Origin of the sequence: Pseudomonas sp. SHLD1 (assembly GCF_028640935.1) — a bacterium.
Taxonomy (GTDB): Bacteria; Pseudomonadota; Gammaproteobacteria; order Pseudomonadales; family Pseudomonadaceae; genus Chryseomonas; species Chryseomonas aestiva.
Genome location: NZ_JAQZAD010000030.1, coordinates 23,392 through 48,201, shown reverse-complemented (window position 1 = coordinate 48,201; position 24,810 = coordinate 23,392). Strand labels below are relative to the sequence as shown.

22 protein-coding genes are annotated in these 24,810 nt (G+C 54.2%); 15 read left to right on the top strand and 7 right to left on the bottom strand.

From position 1 onward, the window contains the following. Positions 1-3: 3 nt before the first annotated feature. Together PVZ77_RS20105 and PVZ77_RS20100 are read left to right on the top strand one after the other, a co-directional pair. On the top strand, positions 4-894 hold the full coding sequence (locus tag PVZ77_RS20105; RefSeq protein ID WP_273808916.1) for a LysR family transcriptional regulator: 891 nt from the start codon (positions 4-6) through the stop codon (positions 892-894). A gap of 1,260 nt (positions 895-2,154) precedes the next feature. Then, positions 2,155-2,739, top strand: a complete 585-nt coding sequence (locus PVZ77_RS20100; RefSeq protein ID WP_273808915.1) for a carboxymuconolactone decarboxylase family protein — start codon at positions 2,155-2,157, stop codon at positions 2,737-2,739. Between the two features lie 329 nt (positions 2,740-3,068). Here the strand turns inward: PVZ77_RS20100 and PVZ77_RS20095 are convergent, their stop codons facing one another. From PVZ77_RS20095 to PVZ77_RS20080, 4 genes are all read right to left on the bottom strand, one after another. Further along, positions 3,069-3,743, bottom strand: coding sequence for an alpha/beta hydrolase (locus tag PVZ77_RS20095; RefSeq protein WP_273808914.1), 675 nt, complete (start codon positions 3,741-3,743; stop codon positions 3,069-3,071). Positions 3,744-3,765: 22 nt separating this feature from the next. Continuing rightward, positions 3,766-4,578: a DODA-type extradiol aromatic ring-opening family dioxygenase gene (locus PVZ77_RS20090; protein WP_273808913.1), complete on the bottom strand. Its 813-nt coding sequence runs from the start codon at positions 4,576-4,578 to the stop codon at positions 3,766-3,768. Positions 4,579-4,593: 15 nt separating this feature from the next. Next, a complete protein-coding gene (locus tag PVZ77_RS20085; protein ID WP_273808912.1) occupies positions 4,594-5,223 on the bottom strand; it encodes an NADPH-dependent F420 reductase in 630 nt (209 codons plus the stop codon). A gap of 394 nt (positions 5,224-5,617) precedes the next feature. Next, positions 5,618-6,037, bottom strand: coding sequence for a VOC family protein (locus PVZ77_RS20080; protein WP_273808911.1), 420 nt, complete (start codon positions 6,035-6,037; stop codon positions 5,618-5,620). Between the two features lie 287 nt (positions 6,038-6,324). Between PVZ77_RS20080 and PVZ77_RS20075 the strand changes: the two genes are divergently transcribed. The 5 genes from PVZ77_RS20075 to PVZ77_RS20055 all read left to right on the top strand — a co-directional run bounded on the left by PVZ77_RS20075 (position 6,325) and on the right by PVZ77_RS20055 (position 12,113). Further along, positions 6,325-7,146, top strand: a complete 822-nt coding sequence (locus PVZ77_RS20075; protein ID WP_273808910.1) for an FAS1-like dehydratase domain-containing protein — start codon at positions 6,325-6,327, stop codon at positions 7,144-7,146. Continuing rightward, positions 7,143-8,351, top strand: a complete 1,209-nt coding sequence (locus tag PVZ77_RS20070; RefSeq protein WP_273808909.1) for a CaiB/BaiF CoA transferase family protein — start codon at positions 7,143-7,145, stop codon at positions 8,349-8,351. The genes PVZ77_RS20075 and PVZ77_RS20070 overlap by 4 nt, the downstream gene beginning before the upstream one ends. Before the next feature lie 27 nt (positions 8,352-8,378). Continuing rightward, a complete protein-coding gene (locus PVZ77_RS20065) occupies positions 8,379-9,920 on the top strand; it encodes a 3-hydroxyacyl-CoA dehydrogenase (protein ID WP_273808908.1) in 1,542 nt (513 codons plus the stop codon). Positions 9,921-9,999: 79 nt separating this feature from the next. Beyond that, the gene (locus tag PVZ77_RS20060; RefSeq protein WP_273808907.1) at positions 10,000-11,313 is read left to right on the top strand and encodes an MFS transporter; all 1,314 of its coding nucleotides are present in this window, start codon (positions 10,000-10,002) and stop codon (positions 11,311-11,313) included. Positions 11,314-11,342: 29 nt separating this feature from the next. Next, positions 11,343-12,113 carry an SDR family NAD(P)-dependent oxidoreductase gene (locus PVZ77_RS20055; protein WP_273808906.1) on the top strand — a complete coding sequence of 257 codons (771 nt, stop codon included), beginning with the start codon at positions 11,343-11,345 and terminating at the stop codon, positions 12,111-12,113. Positions 12,114-12,528: 415 nt separating this feature from the next. Here the strand turns inward: PVZ77_RS20055 and PVZ77_RS20050 are convergent, their stop codons facing one another. Both PVZ77_RS20050 and PVZ77_RS20045 read right to left on the bottom strand, forming a co-directional pair. Beyond that, positions 12,529-13,317 (bottom strand): IclR family transcriptional regulator, encoded by a 789-nt coding sequence (locus PVZ77_RS20050; protein ID WP_273808905.1) that lies wholly within the window; start codon positions 13,315-13,317, stop codon positions 12,529-12,531. A 583-nt stretch (positions 13,318-13,900) separates the two neighbouring features. After that, complete coding sequence (locus tag PVZ77_RS20045) at positions 13,901-14,800, bottom strand: LysR family transcriptional regulator (RefSeq protein WP_273808904.1); 900 nt, start codon at positions 14,798-14,800, stop codon at positions 13,901-13,903. 120 nt (positions 14,801-14,920) lie between these two features. Between PVZ77_RS20045 and salA the strand changes: the two genes are divergently transcribed. The 5 genes from salA (at position 14,921) to PVZ77_RS20020 (ending at position 20,892) form a co-directional block, all read left to right on the top strand. Next, complete coding sequence (salA, locus tag PVZ77_RS20040) at positions 14,921-16,225, top strand: salicylate 1-monooxygenase (RefSeq protein WP_273808903.1); 1,305 nt, start codon at positions 14,921-14,923, stop codon at positions 16,223-16,225. A 61-nt stretch (positions 16,226-16,286) separates the two neighbouring features. Further along, complete coding sequence (catA, locus tag PVZ77_RS20035) at positions 16,287-17,225, top strand: catechol 1,2-dioxygenase (RefSeq protein ID WP_273808902.1); 939 nt, start codon at positions 16,287-16,289, stop codon at positions 17,223-17,225. 20 nt (positions 17,226-17,245) lie between these two features. After that, entirely contained in the window at positions 17,246-18,388 is a 1,143-nt protein-coding gene (locus PVZ77_RS20030; RefSeq protein WP_273808901.1) for an NAD(P)-dependent alcohol dehydrogenase, read from the top strand. A gap of 24 nt (positions 18,389-18,412) precedes the next feature. Continuing rightward, positions 18,413-19,864, top strand: coding sequence for an aldehyde dehydrogenase (locus tag PVZ77_RS20025; protein WP_273808900.1), 1,452 nt, complete (start codon positions 18,413-18,415; stop codon positions 19,862-19,864). A gap of 200 nt (positions 19,865-20,064) precedes the next feature. After that, on the top strand, positions 20,065-20,892 hold the full coding sequence (locus PVZ77_RS20020; protein ID WP_273808929.1) for a SphA family protein: 828 nt from the start codon (positions 20,065-20,067) through the stop codon (positions 20,890-20,892). Positions 20,893-21,045: 153 nt separating this feature from the next. Here PVZ77_RS20020 and PVZ77_RS20015 read toward each other — a convergent pair whose 3' ends face one another. Beyond that, entirely contained in the window at positions 21,046-21,918 is an 873-nt protein-coding gene (locus PVZ77_RS20015; RefSeq protein ID WP_273808899.1) for a LysR family transcriptional regulator, read from the bottom strand. Positions 21,919-22,061: 143 nt separating this feature from the next. On the opposite strand from PVZ77_RS20015, the gene PVZ77_RS20010 reads away from it, so the two are divergent. Genes PVZ77_RS20010 through catA (PVZ77_RS20000) form a run of 3 tightly spaced genes read left to right on the top strand, consistent with a single transcriptional unit; the run spans position 22,062 to position 24,472 of the window. Further along, complete coding sequence (locus PVZ77_RS20010) at positions 22,062-23,183, top strand: muconate cycloisomerase family protein (RefSeq protein ID WP_273808898.1); 1,122 nt, start codon at positions 22,062-22,064, stop codon at positions 23,181-23,183. Positions 23,184-23,202: 19 nt separating this feature from the next. Then, a complete protein-coding gene (gene catC, locus PVZ77_RS20005) occupies positions 23,203-23,493 on the top strand; it encodes a muconolactone Delta-isomerase (RefSeq protein WP_273808897.1) in 291 nt (96 codons plus the stop codon). A 43-nt stretch (positions 23,494-23,536) separates the two neighbouring features. Next, a complete protein-coding gene (catA, locus tag PVZ77_RS20000) occupies positions 23,537-24,472 on the top strand; it encodes a catechol 1,2-dioxygenase (RefSeq protein WP_273808896.1) in 936 nt (311 codons plus the stop codon). Positions 24,473-24,810: the final 338 nt, after the last annotated feature.

Genomic DNA, 24,810 nt, shown 5'->3' with positions numbered 1-24,810 from the left:
CAAATGGATCGCATCAGCAGCATGCAAGCCTTCGTGAAGGCCGTTGAGCTTGGCTCCTTCAGCGCGGCGGGGGATGCTTTACAGATTTCATCCCAGCTGGTCGGGCGACATGTGCACAGCCTCGAGCAAAAGCTCCAAGCGCGTCTGCTCAATCGCTCCACGCGTCGGCAGAGCCTGACTGATGTTGGGAGGGCCTTCTACGAACGCGCCAAGCTCGTCCTTATCGAGGTTGAACTTGCTGAGAGCGTGGTCGCAGAGGCACTGCTATCTCCTAGCGGCCGCCTTCGGATTAATGCCCCAGTGAGCTTTGGCATGCATGCGTTGTCGCCGGTGCTTCCAAGATACATGGAAGCGCACCCTCAGGTTGAGCTTGAACTGAATCTGACCAATCGAGTTGTCGATTTCATCGACGACGGATACGACGTCCTTTTCAGAGTGGGCCAACTTTCAAACAGCGGCCTGGTGGCCAGGCCGCTCAATCCATACCTTCTCATACTGTGCGCGACACCGTCCTACCTTGCAGTTCATTTACCGATCAAACACCCACGAGATTTGTCCACGCACGAATGTTTGGTGTTCACCCACACCGAGCTCCGCACCCAATGGCAGTTTTCAGGGCCTGCTGGTCTGGTTGAAGTACAGGTCAATGGTCGTTACAAGGCAGATCACGGTGAGGTGTTGCTGAGCGCAGCTTTGGCGCACATGGGAGTACTGTTGCAATCTGAAGAGCTGGTTAGACCGCACCTGGCCAGCGGCGCACTGGTCGAAATCCTGCCAGAGTATTCCCCCTTGACGCGACCTCTTCACGTGCTGTTCGCGCAAGATAAGCTGATGACTCCGAAAGTGCGTAGCTTCGTCGATTTCGCAGTGGCCACATTTGGCGGCCCCGTCTAACCCAGCCGGAGCAATCCCGAATGGAAGCCATCGATGTCAGGTGCAGAAGCTCTTTGCTTAGCACCGTGCCACGGTTTCTCAACGCCACCCCAAATGATGTCAGCGTCATCAGACGGGTAAAGCGGTCGACCAAGACCGCTCCCAGTTCTTTCTCGAGCTAGCAGATCAACTAATAAACGCCTTATTGAGAAATCCCCATCCCCTGAGATGCGCCCGGCATGCTTCATTCCTCGGCTTCAGCCAAGAGCACTTTCACGGAGTGCATATCGATTATTTTCGTTGCTGGATAGAGAGCAGCTCAGGTGGATACACAAACTCCAGGTTTTTGGCAGCCGCGAGCATACAAACGAAGAAGCCGAAGCACGATTCGCTGCTCTGGGGTTCCCAAAAAATGGGGATGCAGAGATGCTCGCGAAAAGCAGCCTGTCACACGCAAAATGCTTTTACGACCGTGTTAGTCAGCAAGGAGGCCTCCAATCAAGCTGCCCAGGTGCGGGCCAGCGAGCGAAGCCGCATCCAGAGCGCATTCACCTGCAACTATGCTGACCGCAATGCGAATGAACCCAAGGACGAGTCCATCGCTGAACTAACCACTGGTACCCCTAACTAACGTCCAAATGTGGAAGCGGCTCAGCGGTATGTCATTCAAATTAGATTGGTTTGCCCAGGGGCTTGATGACCTCTGCGTATTTATTGATTTTTCGTTCAACGTATTGGCTGGGCCGGGAGCCGGGCTTATAGCGGAATCAATAAAAACACAGCAGGTACGAGCTCAGTGCCAGTCTAGCTAATACGGTTATGCAGTTTAAATAGTTTATATTTTCTGATAACTCCCCGCTATTCCTTAGTCGCTAAATCACTGCCGCCTAACTTCATCACCACTCTGGTTTTTTCTACATCGCTAGCCACGCAGTACCACCAATTACTGTGTGTTCGAAGTCGTCCCTTTAACAGGGCCAGAGTGACCTTTGCTGAGCGAAGATACGAATTTTCGAATATGAATTATTTGGTTTCAAAAGAATGTCAATTTTGTATGTAATTGGCTTTCTTGCACGCCACAGTCCACGAATATCCTTTATTTCCGGGCGTTAGGTCACTTGAGGGAGCGTTCTAACCATCCATGCCCTTCAATCCTGCGAGATCTTAGGATGACATCGCTAGCCGGTGAGAGTAAGAGTATGGAACCTCTCTGGATCAATGCGTTCAGAGGCATTGAAACTCACATTGGGTGATATTTTTCAGTTAAGCGAGGATAGACGCATGATCGAAAAGCCTGACGCCAACGATAGAATTAAAAGTGAGGTATCGGTTAGCTATCCCGATTTTTCGCAAGCGCCCTCAGATGTTCAAAAAAAGTACGAGCAGCTTCCCATCAAGGTTAATTTCTTCAAAATGTTAGGTCATAGCACAGGGGCGTTTATCCCCGTGATCGACTTGACTAATGCTATCTTTAGAGACTTGACCATATCCGACTATCACAAGGAGTTGTTGGTCGTATTAGTGGCTGCAAATGAAAGCTGCCGCTATGAGTGGGAACAGCACGTAAGCATTGCGCAGGCAGCTGGCGTGCGACAAGAGCAAATCCTAGCTATTGGGGAAGGGTGCCTGGAAGATAACAACGTCTTTACCGAATCCGAGCGCCTGTTGCTTCGCTTTGGAAAATCCGTTCTCACCACGGGAAAAGCTCCCGGGGTCTTATTCAAGCATGCTTTGGAACATTTTACTGTCCAGGATCTCAGCGATGCACTTATCGTCCTTGGGTACTATCGAATGATCTCCGCTTATATCCAGACCTTCGACTTAGCGATCGATGCACAAACTGATGGAAATTGGATCAAAGGCTAACTCAACCGCCTCAAGATTTGCTCATGGCGCCGCGGGCAACCTCTAAAAGCTACGCGTGGGGCTGAGGTGCCTTAGAGCAATCAATCCTGATCGCCGTGGTCATGGCGAGAAAAGTCAGATGTGAATGTTGCATACTCAGGTCGGCTCTTGGGTGGGGATGGGTGCGCCTTAAATCCCCCGTGCGCACTCGGGCACCTTTTTAAATGCTTGGCCTAGCAGTGAGTGGGAAAAAGACCCGGCAAAAATAGTAGCAAACTCTTCTGCCGGGCAAAGGAGGAAACCAAATTTACGATTGGCGATCGACCGTCTAAGGAACAGTCAAGAAGCTCTTAGTTTGATAGAGGAAGTGTCCCGCTCAGCCACTGGGAAAAATCTGCAAGCTCTTGAGCGGTAATCTGATGAGCCATGTTGTAAAAGTGGGTCTCGTGAGAGACGCCAAGTCGGTCAAGCCATGCTTCTGCTTCCTGCGCCCAAGCTACGGGCAGGACGCTATCTTGATGGCCATGCGCGATAAAAGCTTTCATCTCATGAAGCCGCTCAGCGGAGGCGATGATGGGATCAATTTCGCGCAGCATCCTTCCACTCAGCAACGCAAACCCCTTCACAAGCTCAGGCTCCGTCAGGCCTAAACTCGAGCTCATGATGCCGCCTTGGCTGAAGCCTGCAATCACTGTAGGGAGAGGGGGAAGCTCGCTAATGAACTGCGCCAACAGTCTGCGGCTCGCCTCAGCTTGATCCTGGTTGAAGGAGGGGCCTTCACCTGTGAACGTGACTTGATACCACGCAAAGGCCTCAGGCCCAAGTTGCAATGGCCCCCTGAGTAGCAGGATTTCCAAGTCACCTGGGAGCGATGCAGCAAGCGGCTCTAGTTTTTTTTCATTGGAGCCGACGCCATGCAGCAGTAGCAAGCGGGCTTTCGGTGGAGTGTCACTGCAGGCCTTCCTGAAAAAAATTCCAGATTCTGGGGCCCAAGCCGCACCGGAAAAATTGTATTGGGTGGTCATGATGCAGAACATCCTCTACAGGTTAGGCGATGTCACACTGGGCTTGTGGTTCTGAGGTGAACAGGTAGCTGTCCATTGCCAAAATGCCGTAAGTGATTCCGCCTTCCAGCACCCGGGTATGGTATTGCTCACCAGCAGCTCCCAGTGCGATGCACAATGGTAGATAGTGTTCATCGGTGGGGTGCGCTCGCTCAGCAGCTGGTGCGAGTTGGCGGTAGTCTAAGAGTTGATCGGTATTCCTGGCTTTCAATGCTTGCGCTGTCCAGGCCGCGAAGCGCTCGACGTAATCTGCACCCTGTGTGGTGCGCCCACGAAACTCGTAAAGGTTGTGGGTCAGACTGCCAGACGCCACGATGAACACGTTTAGGTCTCTCAAGGGTTTAAGGGCCTTACCCAATTCCCAAGCAGTTCTTGTATCTAACGTTGCAGGCATCGACACCTGAACCACTGGAATATCAGCCTCAGGTGCAAGGTAGCGAAGCGGTACCCAGGCGCCATGATCAAGGCCGCGAACCGGGTCTAGACGAGACTTCCACCCTGCCTGACCAAGCAACTTGACGATCGTGTTAGCCAGCTCGGGTGAGCCAGGCGCTGGATATTGCAATTCGTACAACTCGTCGGGAAATCCGCCGAAGTCGTGGATGGTTCTGGGGGCAGTGCTCGCGGTAACGCTGATTTCGCCACGGGTCATCCAGTGCGGAGAAAGTACGACGATGGCATCAGGCTTCGGCAGCTCGCGGCTGATCTCAGTCAGCTGTTTACCAGCGAGACCAGGCTCAATCGCGAACATCGGAGCACCATGAGATACGAACAGCAGAGGGTAAGGTGCGCTCATGGCGAACTCCTTTATTTACTTGCTCAACCAAATTGGGGCGATTGAGGTGCCCAGGCCGGCACCGTAGCCCAGGTAAATGTTCAGGCCAGCCAATGGCTCGAGGTAGCGAGCATTCATGAGACCGCCTGCGTCGACGACATTCCAACCCATGCTCTGAGCAACGGCCGTAGCAGTTTGCTTGGCTCTCTCGTTATCGCCGGCTACAAATACGCTCCCTACTTGGTTGTCCGCGAAGTTCGGCCCGTCGGCCAGAACCTGAGCGAAAAGGGTGTTGAAGGCCTTCACGACATAACTATCCGGTATGGCCTGCGCAATCTCTTCGCTGGCGCTGGACGTATGGCCGATGGTAAGGGACATGTAATCCGAACTCAGCGGGTTGGTAATGTCGATCACGATTTTGCCGTTCAGATCTCCTAGGCTGCGCAGTGCCGAAACCGAGTCGTTATAGCCTGTCGCGAGAATAACGACCTCGCTGTCGGCCAGCGCTTCAGCAGCTGGGTAGGCGCTAACGTGGCTGTACTGATCGGCCAGCTCTTTCGCCTTGTTGTAATCTCGTCCGGTGATACGGACTTGATGGCCTGCGGCAGAAAGCTGTTTAGCGAACCCCGAACCCATGTTGCCAGTACCGATTACCGTGATTTTCATAGCTACCTCGTCTTACCAGGTTGGCTTGCGTTTCGACGGGTTCAGTTTGCTAGTTGTAGATATTGAGATAAACAGGCGCTGAAGGAACTCATTGTCTCGTCTGGTGAGATTTTTACCTGGCATGGATCTGCGTGCCACCAACGCCCAGGTGAGCTTTCGAGCGCTGGGGATGGAATGCGAGGGGACGGGGGAGGGAGTGCAGGGGCCTGACCGCTTGCCCACAAGCGGCAATCAGGTAGGCGATCTACAAGCGGTTGCGGCTGGAATTGAACGGGCAGTACATGAACGTACAAGCCCTTCCAGCGAGCTATCAATGGGGGCGGGGCAAATATGCCGGAAACAAAAATCCGTCTGCCGTTGCTTCAACGACAGGCGGATTCACAGAAGACTGCCCTTACTGAGCGACTGGCTGGTGAACCTCGATAATGTTGCCGTCGGGATCCTGCAAAAAGATCTGGTACCAGTTGGCCATGGCCCAGACCCCGTAATCTGCGTATGGAATCTTCAATTCGTCGAGGCGCTTTTTGAAGCCCTCAATGTCATCTGTCCGGAAGCAAAAATGCCCGTTATGTAGCGGGTTGATCGCCTGCTTCATACGGAAACTCAGATCGATGTCTTTGGTCGCCAAATGAAATTCGACGGCGCCATCAGTCACGAAATCCACATCCGCGCTGTAACCGTTGTCAGCATCGCTGCTGCTTCGGGCGTGCTCCTCATCCTCGATCCGATCAAGGGAGAAGATGTTGCGATAGAACTCAGAAAGACGCGGAACGTTTTCTGAGCAGAGATTCATGTGATGGAAGTGAAATTTCATGGCTAGATCCTTCGAATTGTAATTGGTTCGGGCTCATGGCTACGGCCCATTCCGGCCTCATTCAGTAGGTAGCCGCGAAGCTCCCTAGCGGTCTCGCCGGGTCGACCTGCGCAGCCGGCAAGACAATCATAGCTCGATGCAGATATGAAATTCCAATAGCACTGGTGAAAGTTTTTACCGGTAGGTGGGGTGTTAACCCGTAATTTGCGTGCTAGCATCCATCCGCACAACAACAATTTTACCTGTGCATTCTAGATCTGGATGCCCATGGTTAAGGAGGAGGCCAAATGCGCCAAGATCCGAATGCTGCAGTGGAGCGGCTCGAAACCTGCTCGATGAGTGCTGTTAGCCGCGTCGCTTCGATGCTTGATGTTGATCTGGAAGGTGTGGGGCCAGGCGCACCACTGCCACTAGGGTGGCATTTCATCCTGCTAGGGGCCGACACCGCCCGATCCCAACTACGCGCTGATGGATTCCCGGGACTTGGAGTCTCGCTCCCAGATCTCGGATTGCCTCGGGTGCTGCAGACAAGCCGCGAGATCACTTTTCATGGAGAGATCCCGGTCGGGGCAGAGGTGGAGCGTAAAAGCACGATCGAAGGCGTAGAGCGCAAAAACAAGCGATCAGGCGATGTGGCATTCGTGACGACTCGTCATGAGCTCAAGCCGGTGAATGGAATTGTGGCCTTAAGTGAAACGCAGACCTTTGTTTTGATGCCTGCATCGACCTATCAAGAGCCTGCCAAGGCGCCAGCAGACTACATCACGCTGAACGCGCCGAAGGTAATCCAGCCCGATGACACGCTGCTCTTTCAGTACTCAGCCTTAGGCTTCAACTCCCACAAAATTCATCTGGATCGTGAGTACGCCCGGTCTGTAGAGGGGTTTCCTGATCTGGTTCTGAATGGAGGCTTGATTGCGCTGATGCTTACTGAATACCTGCGCGTCGACCTGGGGATCGCACCTTCCGGAATCAAAATCCGCTACTTGGCACCGCTATTCAGCAACCGTGCTCTCTGCATTGCGCATGAAGAGCGAGCGGGGCAGTTGGTAGTTAAGGTTTTCAACGACCAAGGCAAGGTGACTGGTGAGATGGAGGTGGCGCAATGAGCTACAAAGCGCTGGAAGGTATCCGCGTGCTCGACCTCACCAGCGTTGTCGTTGGGCCCGCCTGCTCCTCGCGTCTGGCTCAGTACGGCGCGGAGGTCATCAAGGTTGAAAGCCCTGAAGGTGACCTGATGCGCGGGCTTGGCGGCCCGTCACCAACTGGGCAGCACTCAGGCACCTACCTGCACCTCAACAGAGGCAAACGTAACATCTGTCTCAATCTGAAAGCCCCCGGATCACAGGAGGTCATGGCAACCCTAATCGAGTCCTCGGATGTTGTGATCGCAAATATGCGGCCACAAGCGCTCAGGAAGCTCGGAATTGACGCAGAAACTGTGCTGGAGCGTTATCCAGACAAGGTCTATTGCCTCATCACAGGGTACGGCACAGACGGGCCCTACGCGGGTGAGCCTACGTATGACAGCGTGATTCAAGCTGCCACCGGGATGACAGGCTTGAGCCTCGCACGGGACGGTGTACCTCGATACGTACCCATGCTCATCTGTGACCATGTGGTCGGAGAGATTGCCGCGGGCGCGATCATCTCTGCCTTGTACGGCCGCCGTGAGACAGGCAACGGTGCGAGTCTCGAAATACCCATGTTCGAAACCATGTCGGCTTTTGTACTTCAGGAGCATTTGGCTCAATGCAGCTTTGACCCGCCCGTTGGCCCAGCTGGTGATCAACGCCTCTTAAGTCCCCACAACCAGCCCGTTCGAACAGCGGATGGCTGGATCTCCTTCACCGTGAATACCGATGCCCAAGTCAAGGCGTTCCTCAATACGGTCGGGAAATCCGAGCTCGTTGACGATGAGCGCTATACCACTGTAGCGGGTCGTGCGGTGAACGTTCGGGAATGGTTCGAACTCAGGGGCGCTCCGCTTCTTAGCAAAACAACCGCTGAATGGCTGATCGAGTTCAAAGCCGCCGATATTGCCGCCAAGCCCTGCCACACGCTCGAGACGCTTCCCTCAGATCCTCACCTTCAGGCGGTGGGGCTGTTGAGCTACGAGTCACATCCCACTGAGGGACGAACAGCACGAATCCGCTCAACCGTGAAATGCAATGGCTCATACCTCGACGTCGGGGAGCCCAGTCAACCCAAAGGCTGGGAAACGAAGCCGGTGCTCACCGAGTTGGGTTTTAAGACAAGTCAGATCGACACCCTTGTCGAGTCAGGAGCTGTGCGTATCAATCCGCTTCGCTGAAGTTAATAACAAGACGGGAGCCTACTTATGCCTGGTCAACCTATAACAATTACCACGCTTGGCATCGTCGGTGCAGGAGCGATGGGCAGGGGCATCGCCCAGGTCGCAGCAGCAGCGGGGATAACGGTGTTCCTCTACGATAAGGACGCCGCTGCGAGCGAAAAGGCTATTCACTACATTCATGAGATGTTCGATAAGCTGGCGCTGAAAGGCAAAATGGATGTCGCCCAGCTTGAGCAGGCGAAGTCATGTCTAACGCCCCTTTCCACACTGGATGCCTTTGCGCCATGCGACCTAGTCATCGAAGCGGTGGTAGAGCGACTCGAGGTCAAGCAAAACCTCTTCAAAGCACTGGAGGATGTCGTTTCTGAAGACTGCATCTTAGCAACAAACACCTCCTCTCTGTCGGTCACTGAGATAGCTCAAGGATGTGGCCGTCCGGCTCAAATTCTCGGCTTTCACTTCTTTAATCCCGTACCTCTGATGAAGGTCGTCGAAGTGATTGAGGGGCTGCGCACGGCCCCCGCAAATACTGATGCGTTGATGTCCTTTGCTGCCAGGATCGGGCATACCCCGGTGCGTACCAAGGATATGCCTGGCTTCATCGTGAATCATGCCGGTCGCGCGATGAACACCGAGGGTTTGAAGATCTTAGGGGAAAGCGTTGCGACGCCAGCCCAAATCGACGAGGTCATGAGGGAGTACGCAGGATTCAAGCTCGGGCCTTTTGAATTAATGGATTTGACCGGGCTGGATGTCTCTCATCCTGTCATGGAATCCATCTACTACCAGTTCTACGAAGAGCCGCGATTCCGTCCATCTCCCATTGCAAAGGCCAGATGTGCCGCTGGACTTTACGGCAGGAAATCGGGAGAGGGTTTCTATCAGTACCTGGGGGATGATCAGAGGACGCATTCGGCGGATCTCCCAACTTCGGGAGACTTGCCATCGTCGATCTGGCTCAGTCGCCGGCACCCCGCGGTTGCAGACCACGTATTAACGCTGCTGGCTGGCGCGGGAGTGAAGGTTGACTTGGACGAACATCCGAGTGACCAAGCACTGCTCCTGGTGACGCCAATGGGGGAGGACGCAACCGAGGTGGCGGTTGCCGAGGGGCTTGATGCCCGTCGCGTAGTTGCCGTGGATGCATTCCTGCCGCTGATGCCAGGCAAGCGGGTAACCCTAATGACAACACCGTTGACGACTGAAGAGGCAGCCATCCAGGCAACGGCTCTCTTCGGCGCCGCTGGATCACCCACTACCACTATCAAGGATTCCGCAGGGCTCATTGCCCAGCGGATCCTGGTCATGATCGTCAACACGGCCTGCGAGATGGCCCAGCAGTCAATCGCCACCCCGACTGACATCGATTTGGCTGTGAGACTTGGCCTGGGCTACCCCAAAGGGCCGTTCGAACTTGGCAATGCAATAGGCCCGAAAACCGTACTGGATGTCCTGACGGCCATCCATAAAAGCTCAGGTGACCCTCGCTACCGACCTTCGACGTGGCTCAAGCGCCGCGCGATGCTCGGGGCTTCACTGGCAACGATGGAGGTGACTCGACCTTAAACTTCTGCGTGCTCAAGCAGCCAGGAATAATGCTCAGATCCAACGACAGCTAGAAACAATAAATATAAGAGGTCAAGAAATGACAGAAGCTACGATGGAACATGTTGAGGACAAACCTCAGCAATCAATGGCTATCCGTGCCACAGTTGCCAGTTCAGTTGGCGCCGCCTTAGAGTGGATCGACTTTGCGGCCTATGGCGCTGTTGCAGCAACGATCTTTCCCAAACTGTTCTTCTCGTCCATGGATCCCAATATGGGGATTCTGGCAGCCTTCATCACATTCGGAATTGGCTTCTTCGCGAGACCTTTGGGTGGCATCTGCTTTGGCATGCTAGGCGATCGCATTGGCCGCAAAAACATTCTGCTCTACACCCTCTGTCTTATGGGTGGGGCGTCCTTTTTGATTGGTTGTCTACCGACCTATCAAACAATCGGGATAGCGGCCCCTATCTTTTTAGTATCACTGCGCTTCCTTCAGGGCTTCGCCTTGGGTGGTGAGGCGACAGGTGCTCAGCTGATGACAATGGAGCATGCCCCTAAGGACAGGCGAGGGCTGTACGGTTCATTCATTAACATCGGATCCTCATTCAGCTCTGCTTGCGCCAACGGCATGATGTTTGCGCTGATTGCCATGATGGGTATCGGGGAGTTCGAGAGCTGGGGATGGCGCATTCCGTTTTGGATGAGCTTCCTATTGGTAATCGTGGGCGTGTATATCCGTATGCGCGTGACCGAAACCCCAGCGTTTAAAAAAGCTCAGTCACAGGGGACCATCGAGAAGATCTCCGCTTTTGACGTTTTCAAACAATACCCGAAAACCATCTTGCGGCTGTTGCTGATCTGGTGTGCGCCTACTGCTTGCTTCTACGTCATCACTGTTTTTTCGCTGAGCTACCTTACCAAGAATTTGGGGATGGATAGCCAGACCGCATTTCTCTGCCTAGCGGGCGCCAATCTGCTGGCTGTGATCATGGTCGTCAGCGGCGGCGCTATGAGCGATCGTTTCGGACGTAAGCCTGTGATGATGTTTGCATCAATCATGATGCTGGTTGTATCGATCTTCTACTTCTCGCTCTTGGACACCAAGAACTGGTTCGTCATCTTTGGCGCCATGGCAGCCTTCGTGGGCTTCTTGCAGATTCAGTCGGGTGTACAACCGTCATTCTTCGCTGAGCCGTTCCCTACCAAATTCCGGTATTCGGGTTCGGCCGCTGCATACACCGGAGCCAATCTCGTCGCCGGCGGTCCGACTCCGTTCGTGGTGGCCTGGCTTCTTCAAAATGGTGGAGGTTCGACCTTGCCGGTAACTCTTTTCTGCGTGGGCGTGATCGTAGTTGCCCTGATAGGGATTGTGATGAGCCCCGAAACTCGTCACCTCGATATGTCCCGCTGAATTTTCCCAATCGGTAATTGGAGATTCCCATGATTCTGAAAGATAAGGTGTGCGTTGTGGTCGGAGCTGCCTCGTTGAGAGGCATCGGCTACGCCGTTGCCGATCTCTTCGTTTCACAAGGCGCAAAAGTCGTTGCGGTCGACGTGGCAATGTCGGCCGATGTCGCGGCAACCATCAAGCACACGATCGATGAAAAGCACGGCTTCGAGTCATCGTTGGTGGGGCTTCAGTGCGACATATCGAGTGCCGACCAGTGCGCTACGCTGATGAGCAACGTTGAGCGCACGTTTGGGCAGATTGACGTGCTGGTTAACTGTGCCGGAATTGTCCAGTCGATCTCTGTCTTGGACATCCAAGAGTCGGATCTGGACAGGATGATCAATATTAACCTGAAGGGGTCGTTCAACCTGTCAAAGGCGGCCTTAAAATCCATGAAAGCGCGTGGTGCCGGGTCGATCATCAACGTCGCCTCCGTTGCCGCGCAGCGCGGTGGAGGACTAGTGGGCGGGGCACACTATGCTGCGTCTAAAGGCGGCGTCATCAGCCTCACGAAAACCATTGCTCGGGAGTTTGGCCCAGACGGTATCAGAGCCAACGTTGTCTGCCCGTCAATGACCGAGACGGGCATGATCGATGGCATGAGTGCGGAAAAATACAAAGAGATCGTCTCAGCCATCCCACTGCAGCGTGCTGGTCATGCACAGGACATTGCCGGAGCTTGCCTATTTCTGGCCTCTGACTATTCGTCATACATTACTGGCTCAACAATCGACGTAAACGGCGGCAGCCACATCCACTAATTATCGTACCTCATAAAGGTTCAGTATTATGGCCGTGTCTGCCAGACAAATCACGGGCGGTACCAGCCGCGCTTCAAGTATTTATTCGGCTCTCTCAGATGATGGATGGGCTAGGGGCAGGACGGAGTATCGGTATATCTGTATATCGACGTAATAGCCGATAAATTAATATAAAATAGGCGGGCAGTGGGTAGAAATACGTCGAATGGGGGAGGGGCTTGCGGCTGCGTTAATTCACTCAGTCCGGCCCCCTGAAAATTTCGATGCGCTGCTCATTCGTAGTACGTTCATAACCGAGGTGCATGAAAACCAAGGCGACGCCGACATAGACCAGGCCTGCCTGTATCTGAATTAATTATAAAGCGTCAAGTGGCAGCAGCTGGCAAGTCATGATCTGTCTTGCCATTTTCCCGCTCTAGTAGTTACCACCTACCCGACTCGACAGCAGTTTGCCAGCCTCTCCAAGACGGATTTGGGCGTCAGCGATAGTCTTTCGGCCGCGCTGATCGATTCTCTCTGAATACGGGACAGTCAACGCCGCTATTGCATGACCATTTGCATCAATAACTGGGTAGCTGATGGCATAGAGTCCACGCACCTGAACGCTGTGGGCAGATTCATAGCCATCCGCCCTGATTCGGGCAAGCACGATGCGTAGCTGTGGATCTTCATACTCCGGACTACGGGCCAAAGACTCTTGTATCCTGAGCTCAGTTACCCTCGGATCCTGGAACGCCAGTAGCACACGTCCGGAGGCTGAAGCGATCACATCAAGTTCGGCGCCAACGCGGACACTAAACCCCATGCCGCTGGGCACATCGACCTTGGCGATGACCATTTGCTTCCCCTGACTGTACAGCGTCAGATGGCACGACTGCTCGAGCTCGTTGGAGAGCTGTTGCATGATGGGGCGGGCCTCATTGAGCAGTCTGTGTGTAGGTGGATTCATGTGCGCAAGCTCGAAAAGCTTGCTGGTAATACTGTAGGTATCGTCAACCAGGCTGACGTAATTCCTATCTACTAGGCAGTTAATCATGCGGTATACCTCCCCGACACTTCTGCCTAGTTTTTGGGCTATCTCTCGCTGCGTGAGGGGCTGCTCTGTGGCGCTGAGCATCTCCAGGATATCCAGTCCTTTCTCCAATGCAGGTGCAGAGTAAGCCTTAGATTCACTCTCGTTATCCTTGGATAGCTTCACGGTCATCATTGATCCTTGAGGGTCAGTCGTGGCGCCTAATCGGCGCTGACCTATGTCATGTGCTAACTCAATAATACCCTGAGAGTACAGGCTGGTTCACCTGTAAACCTTTCGGCGCGCCTGTAAACCTCCTAAGGGTGCTTATTTAACTGATAGACCAACATCAACGCCACTCGTCGGCTGGATACACAATTTCAGTATCGGGCGCAACGCTGTCGCGCACGCCCTTGGTACTGGTCAGGAGGGAGACATCCGGGCCCGCTAAAACCATCTCATGCTCTCTGCGTTTGTGTTGCTCCTATCGTCAAGAAGCTACCCTTGCAAGCGGGGCTTCATGGGGTCAGCGCCGAAGACAAGGTTGCAGGGGCAGGGCCAGCGGTTTGCTGGCCCACGATTTACTGGCGTTTAGCGACAAGTATAAGAACAAAGTTTGGTGGAAAATCTTTGAGTCTAAATTTTTTTAAATAAGGCTTGCGAAGTAACTGCTTCTAGCGCCAAAGTAAGGCTGGTTTCGCATAATCAAAAGTATCCCGCCCCCCCTTTAATTCGCGCGCATGCCGCGTGCACCGATTCTCAAGAGCATAAGTTGTTAATCTGCGAACAGCTCGACCATTAGTTGTCGCAACCATTGGTTAGCGGGGTCTTTGTTGAACCGTGTGTGCCAGAAGATATTGATCGGTATCTCGGGCAAGACAAATGGAAGCGGAAGAGCTACAAGGTCGAATGGCTCTAGGCAGCTAGACGCAAACCGCTCAGGGACGGTCGCGATCAAATCTGACTTTTGCAGTATGTGGCCTACCGCTACGAAGTGAGGCACTTCCAGCCGAATCGTACGATTCAGACCGGCTCGGTTAAGGTAGTTGTCCACCTCTCCATGGCCGGTGCTGGATGCCAGGATACGAACATGCCCATAGGCAGAGAACCGATCACTATCGATGGGTTGTGAGGCGATCGGATGGCCTTTGCGACACAGACAGATGTATCGGTGGAGAAACAGCCGTCTTTGGAAGAAGCCTGCCTGAAGATTGGGAAGCAAGCCGACTGCAAGATCCACCTCGCCATTGCCCAGGGCATCTGACAAACCTGCATGACTGCGTAATGTGGCGATGGAGATGGAAGGGGCGCGATCCTTAAGCGCGTCGATTAGGCGAGGCATGAAGTAGATCTCGCCAATGTCGGTCATGGCGATCGTAAATTTCCGATCACTTGTTGCCGGGTCAAAGCCATCATCATGCTCCAGTGCCATGCTCAGAGTCGTAATCGCTTCTGCTACAGGTCCCGCAAGCCTGGCTGCGTAAGGAGTCGGCTGCATCCCCCTCCCTGTGCGCACAAAGAGCTCATCTCCCATTGCAGTCCTCAATCGCCTCAGCGCGTTACTGACTGCGGGTTGCGTCAAGCCGAGCTGCTCAGCAGCGATCGATACCTGCTGGTCAATTAACAGTTGATGGAAGACGAGTAGCAGGTTCAGGTCTAGGTCACGTAGCTTCATGGCGGATTCGATTTATTCATGATGGTGATAGTATCTATGGAGGTCGCATTATTTATCAATAACGGCGTGAGGTAGAAGATCGGGGCATTCAAATAACAAATGCCTAAAAGGTTCCTTGCCATGCAAACCGTTTCTTCGCCCTCAAAGCTTCACGTTGGCATCATCGGTGGTGGTATCGCCGGTGTAGCGTTGGCGCTTGATCTCTGCCGCCATTCCCATCTGACAGTCTCCCTCTATGAGGCTGCCCCGGCTTTCGGGGAGGTTGGGGCTGGAGTGTCCTTTGGTGCAAACGCTGTCAAAGCAATTGAAGGCCTGGGAATTGCTGAACAGTATCGTCAAGTGGCTGACAGCACTCCCGAGCCTTGGCAGGACATCTGGTTCGAATGGCGTCGCGGATCTGATGCAGGCTACCTCGGTGCAAGCCTTGCCAATGGCGTAGGGCAATCTTCGGTTCACCGGGCTGATTTTCTCGATGTTCTGGCCGCCCAGTTGCCTGAAGGCGTCGCGAAGTTTGATAAACGCGCCGTGCGCGTCGAACAGACCGAGGGCCACGCAGCTATTTACTTCAATGATGGCACCAACGAATCGTGTGACCTTCTGATTGGTGCTGACGGCATCAAGTCTTCAATCCGCGATCATGTGCTGGAGGGTCTGGGCCAACCATTGGCAAGCCCTCGCTACAGCGGTACTCGCGCTTTCCGTGGAATGATAGACAGCGAGCAGTTGCGGGCCGCTTACCGCGAACAAGGCGTTGATGAACATCTCATTGATGTCCCGCAGATGTACTTGGGCCTGGATGCTCACATCCTGACTTTCCCGGTGAAAAAGGGAAAACTGATCAACGTTGTTGCATTCATTACGGATCGCAGCAAATCAAATCCCGTCTGGCCATCTGGTACGCCATGGGTGCGCACCACAACGCAGCAGGAAATGCTGGATGCCTTTGCGGATTGGGACGCTGCCGTACGCGTCCTGCTCGAGTGCATTCCTTCTCCGACCTTGTGGGCGCTCCACGATTTGATCGAGCTGCCAGGCTATGCGCATGGCCGAGTTGGTCTGATCGGTGACGCAGCTCACGCCATGCTCCCGCACCAGGGCGCCGGTGCTGGCCAGGGCCTCGAGGATGCCTGGTTCCTTGCTGAGTTGCTGGCTGACCCACTGGCAGCAACAACTTCCCCACAAACCATCCTTCAGGTCTACGACCAGATCCGCCGTCCACGGGCTTGCCGAGTTCAACGCACGTCTTTCGAAGCAGGTGAACTCTACGAGTACCGCGACCCGCTGGTGCTAAGTAACGAAGCTCTGCTCGGCAAAACCCTCGCAGATCGTTTCGCTTGGCTGTGGGATCACGACTTGAATGTAGACGTGGCAGAGGCCCGTTCGCGCCTGGGCTGGGAAAAAGCGGCTTTAGCCGCGGATTGCTAACACCGCGTGAAGCTCGCTGCTTCAGGCGTCATTTCTATAAAACAAAAAAGGTGAATGGATCATGACCGTCCGTATTTCCGACTCTGTCGATGTTCAGCGGTTCTTCCGTGAGGCTGCAGGCTTTAACAACGATGGCGGTAGCAAGCGTCACAAAGAGATCATGCTTCGGCTGCTTCAAGACGTGGCTCGCCTGATCGAAGACCTTGAGGTCACTGATAGCGAGTTCTGGGCTGCTGTTGACTACCTGAATCGTCTGGGTAGTCGCAACGAAGCAGGTCTGCTCGCAGCGGGTACAGGGGTCGAACACTTCCTCGATCTGCTCGCTGATGCGCGCGATGCTGAAGTGGGCATCAAGGGCGGTACGCCACGCACTATCGAGGGCCCTCTCTACGTCGCAGGAGCCCCAATTTCCAAGGGCGAAACCCGCATGGATGACGGCACCGAAGATGGCCTCGCAACGGTGATGTTCCTAGAAGGTAAGGTCGTTGACCTGGCTGGCAACCCAATTGCCGGCGCAACCGTCGACCTTTGGCAGGCCAACCGGCTGGGCAACTATTCGTACTTCGACAAAAGCCAATCTGACTACAATCTGCGCCGCCGGATCATCACCGACGATCAAGGTCGCTATCGCGCACGAACCATCGTCCCGTCGGGGTATGGCTGTGACCCAGCTGGCCCCACTCAAGAGTGCTTGAACTATCTGGGGCGCCACGGCCAGCGGCCAGCCCACATTCACTTCTTCATCTCCGCACCTGGGCATGAACACCTTACTACCCAGATCAACCTTTCTAACGACAAGTACCTTTGGGATGACTTCGCGTATGCCACCCGCGACGGTCTGATTGGCGAGGTGCGTTTCGTTGAGGATGAAGCCAAGGCACAAGAGCGCGGTGTAGTCGGGCGCTTTGCAGAAATGAGCTTCGATTTCGAGCTGCGTTCGACCGAAAACACCGAAGCAACGCAACGCAGTAATCGTCCGCGTGCCCTCCAGTCTGCTTGATCTCGAGTAAGGAACTGCAAATGAATAACAAGAATACTGTCAATATGCAGGTCAAGATCGCCGTACTCCGTGAAAGCGGCCAGCCTCTAAAGATTGAAGATGCATGGCTGCAACCCCCACGTCCGAATGAGGTTCGTGTGCGGGTGGTCGCCTCCGGTGTATGCCACACCGACATGGTGATCCGCGACCAACTCTTCCCAACGCCTATGCCCATGGTGCTTGGACATGAAGGCGCTGGCGTCGTCGACGCAGTGGGCTCTGACGTGACCACGGTTGTGCCTGGCGATCACGTCGTCATGACTTACATGTCATGCGGCCTGTGCCTTCAGTGCGAAATCGGTCATCCCGCTCACTGCGCGAAAATGCACCCATTGAATTTCGGGGGCAGCCGTCTCGACGGGACTACCTCTACCTGCAGCTGCTCTTCCGAAGAGCCAATCCACGATCATTTTTTCGGCCAGTCCTCGTTTTCGACTTACGCCATCGCGAGTGAACGGAACGTTGTCAAGGTTCCGAAAGAAGCGCCGCTTGAATTGCTCGGCCCATTAGGTTGCGGCATTCAGACAGGAGCAGGGTCAGTGCTGAATGTTCTGAACGTCGGTGCGGGTTCGAGTTTCGCCGCATTCGGCGCCGGCGCGGTTGGTCTCGCCGCCGTAATGGCTGCCAAGGTTGCTGGGGCAACCACGATCATTGCAGTCGACGTAACGCCAAGCCGCCTAGCACTTGCCCTGGAATTGGGGGCGACCCATGTCATCAACAGTCGCGAAGAAAATCCTGTCCTACGGATTCGTGAGATCACTGGTGGTGGTGTCAATACGAGCCTCGAGTGTTCGGGCCGCGCAGAGGTGCTGCGCCAAGCAATTGATGCCGTAACCATCCTCGGTACCTGCGGGATCGTCGGCGCTACCAAGATCGGAACTGAAGTCGCATTCAACATCAATGACGTGATGATCCCGGGTAAACGAATCGTGGGCATCGTGCAGGGCGACGTGGTCGCCAATGCTTTCATCCCAACCCTGGTCAACCTTTACCTACAGGGGCGTTTCCCGTTCGACAAGCTCTGCCGTTTCTACTCCTTCGAACAGATCAACGAAGCCATGGCTGACAGCGAGAGCGGGGTGACTATCAAACCGATCCTGCGCATGCCCGAAGTCGCCAACTGAATTCCATCTCAGAGGAGTAGTGAAATGACGGTTCAACTGATCATCGACAACAACAAGCTCGACGCCTCCAGCGGTAAGACCTACAAGCGCGTCGACCCACTGAATGGCAAGACGATCACCATTGGCGCTGCGTGCACTATGGAGGACGCCCAACGCGTTGTTGAGTCCTCGCAGCGCGCGTTCCAGACCTGGTCTAAAACCGGCCCTATGGAGCGTCGTCGTATTCTCCTAGCTGCGGCAGATACCCTCGAAGCTAAGATGGAGGAAATCTGCACCGCGATGGCGGAAGAGATCGGCGCATCGCAGTTGTGGGCGCAATTCAACGTCGGCGCTTCCGCCAATTTGATCCGTGAGGCCGCTGGCCTAACCACTCAGATCAAAGGCGAAACCATCCCAAGCGACAAGCCTGGCACTGTGTCCATGACCTTGCGCCAACCCGTGGGCACCGTGCTCAGCATCGTTCCATGGAATGGCCCTGTAATCCTGGGCGCACGTGCAATCGCCTATCCACTGGCGTGTGGTAACACGGTTATTTTCAAAGGATCGGAGAGCAGTCCACGAACTCACGCGCTGTTGACCGAAGCCTTCCTCGAGGCGGGCCTGCCGGCTGGCGTTTTGAACTTCTTGGTAACAGCGCCTGAAGATGCGGCTGCTGTTACGGAAGTGCTGATCGGTCATGAAAGCGTGCGCCGAGTGAACTTCACTGGGTCGACCCACGTTGGCCGAATGATCGCTCAGACGTCTGCGAAATATCTTAAACGCTGCCTGCTTGAACTCGGCGGCAAGGCTCCCTTCGTAGTGCTGGATGATGCAGACATCGAGGGCGCAGTGAATGCGGCTATTTTTGGTGCATTTCTGTACCAGGGGCAGATATGCATGTCCACCGAACGCTTTGTCGTTGATGAAGCTATTGCGGATGCTTTCGTCAGTCGCTTCGCCGCGCGCGTCAGAGAACTTGCAATCGGCATCCCAACAGAAAATGACAGATGCGTCATTGGCCCTATGATCGGCCAAGGCTCGGTAAAGCGTATCAACCAACTAATTGAAGATGCCCAGGGCAAGGGTGCCAAGATTATAGTCGGCGGCCTGGCCGCCAACGCACTGATGGGCCCAACCCTCGTCGACCATGTCACACGGAACATGTCCATTTACGATGAAGAAACCTTTGGCCCTGTGACCACCATAGTGCGCGTAAAAGGTGCTGAAGAGGCACTTCAGATCGCCAACGACACGGCATACGGCTTGTCTGCGTCGATCTTCAGCCGTGACGTCACCAAAGCGCTCGATCTCGCCAGTCGCTTGGACGCAGGCTGCGTTCATATTAACGGCGCCACCGTTCAGAACGAACCTCAAGCGCCGTATGGAGGCATGAAGAACAGTGGCTATGGCCGCTTCGATGGAAGCGCCGTGATCGAAGAGTTCACGGAAATTAAATGGGTCACCGTGGAGCGCTCTGACCAACCTTATCCGTTCTAAAAATCCTTAAGTGAGCCGGTGCAAGAGGGTGCACCGGCTGCTTTCGCTTGCGCGCGAATATCAAAAACTCCACGATGCGTAAACATTGTCACCGATTACAACTACAAATGTGGTGAGCTATGAAAGAGAAAGTACTTCGGCCTTCCGGCCGAGCCTCGGTGTGGGTTGGCTGCGCAGCCGTATGCTTTGTTTCTTCAGCAATGGCCACCGAAGGGGGTGGCTCGTCTTATCCTATGGGTGCTGAGAACTACATGACGGGAGCCATGCCTGCCCCCGGTCTCTACGCTCAGGTTTTCGCCCAGCACTATCGGGCCAATCGCCTTCGTGATGATAGCGGGCATCGAGCGATTGATCATTTCTATCTTACGGCTGATGTGATCGCACCCCGTGCGATCTGGGTGACCGAGCAGAAGATCGCAGGTGGAGATCTGGCATTCCACGTCAACGTACCGCTGGTAACGTTGAAGGTCGAAGCGAACGATCAAAGCCAACAACGCACTGGCATCGGGGATATCATCTTCGGGCCTGCTCTCGGTTACCACTACAGCGAAAATCTGCATGCGATCTATGCAGTGGATTTCTTCGCACCCACAGGGCGTTATGATCGGGATGACCTGGCCAACATCGGGCGCAACTACTGGGCAGTAGAGCCCATTGCAGCGTTCTCGTACGTCGATCCCAATAGGCTAAACATGGATGTGAAGCTCATGTATGACTTCAATTTCCGTAATCCCGATACCGACTATCGTTCAGGCCAAGAGGCCCACGCGGATTATTCTGTAGGGTGGGGCGTCGCAGACGGTTGGGTGGTCGGCGTTGGTGGTTACGTCTACCACCAGGTCACTGCGGATGATCAAACCGGTGCGGATGTGCCGGCGAACAAGGGGCGGGCGTTTGCAATCGGGCCATCCATCAAATACAGCAACCCAAGCGGCTGGTTTCTAACGGCCAAGTGGCAGCAGGAGAGGGAAGTCAGGAATCGGGCGGAAGGTGATGCTTACTGGTTAAAGCTCACCATTCCCCTGTGAGGGTACGCTCTCTGAAAATCTAAATCTTCATAGGTTTGAGGGAGTGGAAATCTACAGCGAAGATTAGCCGGGAGTAGGGCTGTTGAGTCACGCCAGCGGCTCCTTTCCTTACCATCTGGATCTGACATGCAACGTGTCCGTCGTTATGAATATCTAGAGGGCAATCGAGGAGATGATCTCTAGGCACCGGTGGACGATTGGGCTCACATCCCCAGTCCGCCTGCTAAGAACGACAGGCGATACCGCTTCATCATCCTTAATCTCCGCATAGGTAATATCGGCGCGCAGCTGCTGCTGCACTGACGCCGGAACAAGCGCTATACCCAACCCGGCAGCAACAAGGCCAAGAGCCGTCTGGAGCTCATTTGCCCATTGAGACACTTGCGGTGCCAGACCACGCTGTCCGAATAGCGCAAGGACATGATCGGCGTAGCTTGGCCGTGGGTTTGCGGGATAAAGGATTAAAGGCTCTCGTGACAGCGCTTCGAGCGTAAGGACTGTGTGCTGGCAGCGATGACCCACCGGAAGTACCGCTACCAGGGGATCTTTGCGGAGTATCGTCTGGTGAATAGCTGGGTCATCTATGGGGATACGGCCAAAGCCTATGTCGATGCGGCCAGTCTTCAGAGCTTCAACCTGCTGCAGCGTGATCATTTCCTGGAGCCCCAACTCAATCTCGGAATCATGTCGTAGTTCACGAATCAAGGCGGGGAGGGGGGCATACATGGTGGACGGCGCGAAACCAATGCCGACCCATTTCCTGCGGCCCTGACCTATGCGTCTGGTGGTCTCGCACAAGTTCTCAAACTGCGTGAGCAACATGCTCCCTTGCTCATGGAGGTATCGACCAGCTTCCGTCAGCTGCATTGGGCGACCTCGGTCAATCAAAGGCGTGCCCAGGTAGTCCTCAAGCTGCTTGATCTGCCGACTTAACGGTGGCTGAGCCATATGGAGCTGCTCTGCCGCACGTGTGAAATTCAGCGTGCTAGCAACAGCCTGGAAATACCGGATATGTCGTAATTCCACTATACCCTCTAGGTATCGTAGAAGATTTTTCCAATATTGGACGGCTTCGGGGCTAGGCGTCAACCTAGATCCGTCGAACAAAAGACTCAGAAGGTATCAATACCTTTGACCATCTTTCCCACCTAGTGAGCAGTTTAAATCTTATGAACAGAGTCCTGATCGAACGCTTTGAAACAATCATCGTCGACCTTCCGACCATCAGGCCCCATAAGCTGGCTATGCACACCATGCGTGATCAAACGTTGGTGATTCTTCGGATCCTCTGCAGCGACGGTATTGAAGGGCTAGGAGAGGCGACGACCATTGGCGGATTGGCCTATGGCAACGAAAGCCCAGAAAGCATCAAAAGCAACCTGGATGCATATTTTGCTCCCCTCCTAGTCGGTCAGGACGCTCAAAATATCAATACAGCCATGCTGCGCATTGATAAGGCGATCAAGGGCAATACTTTTGCTCGCTCCGCAGTAGAGACGGCTCTGTTGGACGCGCAGGGCAAGCGCATTGGATTATCTGTAAGCGAGCTTTTGGGTGGACGGGTACGGGATTCCCTTGAGGTGGCGTGGACACTGGCAAGTGGTGACACTGCAAAAGATATTGATGAGGCCGAGCGGATGCTCGAACTGCGCCGTCATCGGATTTTCAAGCTGAAAATCGGTGCCAACGATCTTGAGCATGACCTGGCCCACGTTGTCGCCATCAAGAAGGCGCTCGGCGCACGTGCGAGCGTGCGGGTAGATGTCAATCAGTACTGGAGCGAATCCCAGGCCATCCGAGGCTGCCAGGTGCTTGGCGACAATGGCATCGACCTGATTGAACAGCCCATTTCGCGGATCAATCGCAGTGGGCAGGTACGCCTCAATATCCGGAGCCCATCACCCATCATGGCCGATGAGTCGATTGAAAGCGTCGAGGATGCTTTCCATCTGGCTTCGGAAGGAGCTGCAAGCATCTTCGCACTCAAAATTGCTAAGAACGGCGGGCCGCGTGCGGTCTTGCGCACCGCTCAGATCGCTCAAGCGGCGGGTATTGCACTATACGGGGGAACGATGTTGGAGGGCACTATAGGTACGCTGGCTTCAGCTCATGCTTTCCTCACCTTGAGCGAAATTCAGTGGCATACAGAGTTGTTCGGCCCTCTCCTGCTTACAGAAGAAATTGTTATCGAAAAGCCTGTCTTTCGCGATTTCCATCTGCATATTCCTGCCACACCTGGGCTGGGCCTCACGCTTAATGAGGAACAGATCGCACGATTTAAGCGCACTTAAATTTTGAAAGGAGATAACCATGCTGTTTCACGTGAAAATGACAGTGAAACTTCCTTTGGATATGGATCCGCAGCTCTCAGCACGTCTCAAGGCAGATGAAAAAGAGCTTGCTCAGAAGCTGCAACGTGAAGGTCGATGGCGCCACCTTTGGCGAATCGCGGGCCACTACGCAAACTTTAGCGTATTTGACGTTGATAGCGTTGAATCTCTGCATGAAGTGCTCATGAGCCTTCCGCTATTTCCGTACATGGAGATCGAGATTTTAGGGATTTGCAGACACCCCTCATCGATCTATGAAGATGATCGCTAGCGCCATGCGTTTCTAAGATAAAAACAAGATGAGGAAGCATCAGATGACCGTCAACATTTCCAACACCGATGAGATCCATGCGTTCTTCAAAGAAGCAGCGGGCTTTGGTAACGAACAAGGCAACCCTCGAGTAAAGCAAATTATCCTGCGAATCCTGAAGGATTGCGCCCGGCTTATCGAATACCTTTCCATTACAGATGACGAATTCTGGACAGCAATAGATTATCTAAATCGGCTTGGTAGCCGCAGTGAAGCTGCACTACTTATACCGGGCCTTGGTATTGAACACTATTTAGATTTGCTCAACGACGCGCGTGACGAGCAAGAAGGTCTTGTCGGTGGAACCCCACGAACCATCGAAGGCCCTCTCTATGTCGCCGGCGCTCCAATCACTGATGGATACGCACGGATGGACGATGTAAGCGAGGAGGGCGTAGCCACAACGCTTTTTATTGAGGGGCAAGTCGTCGACCTTAATGGCCAGCCTATCGCTGGAGCGGTAGTAGACCTCTGGCAGGCCAACTCGAAAGGTAACTACTCGTACTTCGATAAATCCCAATCGGAATTCAACCTTCGGCGTCGGATCGTTACCGATAGCAATGGCCGCTACCGCGCTCGCAGCATCGTACCTTCAGGCTACGGCTGTGATCCACAAGGGCCTACTCAGGAATCCCTAAACCTACTAGGTCGGCACGGTCAGCGCCCCGCACACATCCATTACTTCATCTCCGCATTAGGTCACCGGCATCTGACAACCCAGATCAATCTGTCGGATGACAAGTACCTCTGGGATGACTTCGCTTATGCCACTCGCGATGGGTTGATTGGAGATATCCGATTCATTGAAGATCCAAGCCAGGCCGCTGCTCGTGGCGTGGAGGGCCGATTCGCAGAGTTGTCGTTCGACTTCCAGCTCCAGCCAGCTGAACAAGCCGCGGCAGAACGGCGGAGCCTACGCCCACGCGCGCTCCAAGGTTGACTGCTCCGGCCAATCATTGGACGATTCTGGTGTAAATCGCGTTACCTAGCTTAAATTTCGGCTGTCCACATCGTGCGGGTGTGGATAGCCTTTTTGTTTCACTAGCTATTCGGCGAGGCACAGCTAAGGCTTAGCGATTAGGATGACAGTACGGGCACAGGCACTGACGGCTTTTTTTGATTGTAACATCACTGATGCTGCGACCTAACACGGGCTGGAAATGTGCACTGTTCAGCCTCTATCTCGAACACTTAGCCGCTTCACGGATAGCGCTAGCTCCTGATCGTGCGAATGGTAGTAGGTTTTGAGTTTTAGCCAAATCAGAGTGCTGCAGATCA

Excerpts from the sequence above, each read along its gene's own strand:
- PVZ77_RS20105 (WP_273808916.1), top strand. The coding sequence starts at position 4 with ATGGATCGCATCAGCAGCATGCAAGCCTTCGTGAAGGCCGTTGAGCTT.
- PVZ77_RS20100 (WP_273808915.1), top strand. The coding sequence starts at position 2,155 with ATGATCGAAAAGCCTGACGCCAACGATAGAATTAAAAGTGAGGTATCG.
- PVZ77_RS20095 (WP_273808914.1), bottom strand. The coding sequence starts at position 3,743 with ATGACCACCCAATACAATTTTTCCGGTGCGGCTTGGGCCCCAGAATCT.
- PVZ77_RS20090 (WP_273808913.1), bottom strand. The coding sequence starts at position 4,578 with ATGAGCGCACCTTACCCTCTGCTGTTCGTATCTCATGGTGCTCCGATG.
- PVZ77_RS20085 (WP_273808912.1), bottom strand. The coding sequence starts at position 5,223 with ATGAAAATCACGGTAATCGGTACTGGCAACATGGGTTCGGGGTTCGCT.
- PVZ77_RS20080 (WP_273808911.1), bottom strand. The coding sequence starts at position 6,037 with ATGAAATTTCACTTCCATCACATGAATCTCTGCTCAGAAAACGTTCCG.
- PVZ77_RS20075 (WP_273808910.1), top strand. The coding sequence starts at position 6,325 with ATGCGCCAAGATCCGAATGCTGCAGTGGAGCGGCTCGAAACCTGCTCG.
- PVZ77_RS20070 (WP_273808909.1), top strand. The coding sequence starts at position 7,143 with ATGAGCTACAAAGCGCTGGAAGGTATCCGCGTGCTCGACCTCACCAGC.
- PVZ77_RS20065 (WP_273808908.1), top strand. The coding sequence starts at position 8,379 with ATGCCTGGTCAACCTATAACAATTACCACGCTTGGCATCGTCGGTGCA.
- PVZ77_RS20060 (WP_273808907.1), top strand. The coding sequence starts at position 10,000 with ATGACAGAAGCTACGATGGAACATGTTGAGGACAAACCTCAGCAATCA.
- PVZ77_RS20055 (WP_273808906.1), top strand. The coding sequence starts at position 11,343 with ATGATTCTGAAAGATAAGGTGTGCGTTGTGGTCGGAGCTGCCTCGTTG.
- PVZ77_RS20050 (WP_273808905.1), bottom strand. The coding sequence starts at position 13,317 with ATGACCGTGAAGCTATCCAAGGATAACGAGAGTGAATCTAAGGCTTAC.
- PVZ77_RS20045 (WP_273808904.1), bottom strand. The coding sequence starts at position 14,800 with ATGAAGCTACGTGACCTAGACCTGAACCTGCTACTCGTCTTCCATCAA.
- salA (WP_273808903.1), top strand. The coding sequence starts at position 14,921 with ATGCAAACCGTTTCTTCGCCCTCAAAGCTTCACGTTGGCATCATCGGT.
- catA (WP_273808902.1), top strand. The coding sequence starts at position 16,287 with ATGACCGTCCGTATTTCCGACTCTGTCGATGTTCAGCGGTTCTTCCGT.
- PVZ77_RS20030 (WP_273808901.1), top strand. The coding sequence starts at position 17,246 with ATGAATAACAAGAATACTGTCAATATGCAGGTCAAGATCGCCGTACTC.
- PVZ77_RS20025 (WP_273808900.1), top strand. The coding sequence starts at position 18,413 with ATGACGGTTCAACTGATCATCGACAACAACAAGCTCGACGCCTCCAGC.
- PVZ77_RS20020 (WP_273808929.1), top strand. The coding sequence starts at position 20,065 with ATGGCCACCGAAGGGGGTGGCTCGTCTTATCCTATGGGTGCTGAGAAC.
- PVZ77_RS20010 (WP_273808898.1), top strand. The coding sequence starts at position 22,062 with ATGAACAGAGTCCTGATCGAACGCTTTGAAACAATCATCGTCGACCTT.
- catC (WP_273808897.1), top strand. The coding sequence starts at position 23,203 with ATGCTGTTTCACGTGAAAATGACAGTGAAACTTCCTTTGGATATGGAT.
- catA (WP_273808896.1), top strand. The coding sequence starts at position 23,537 with ATGACCGTCAACATTTCCAACACCGATGAGATCCATGCGTTCTTCAAA.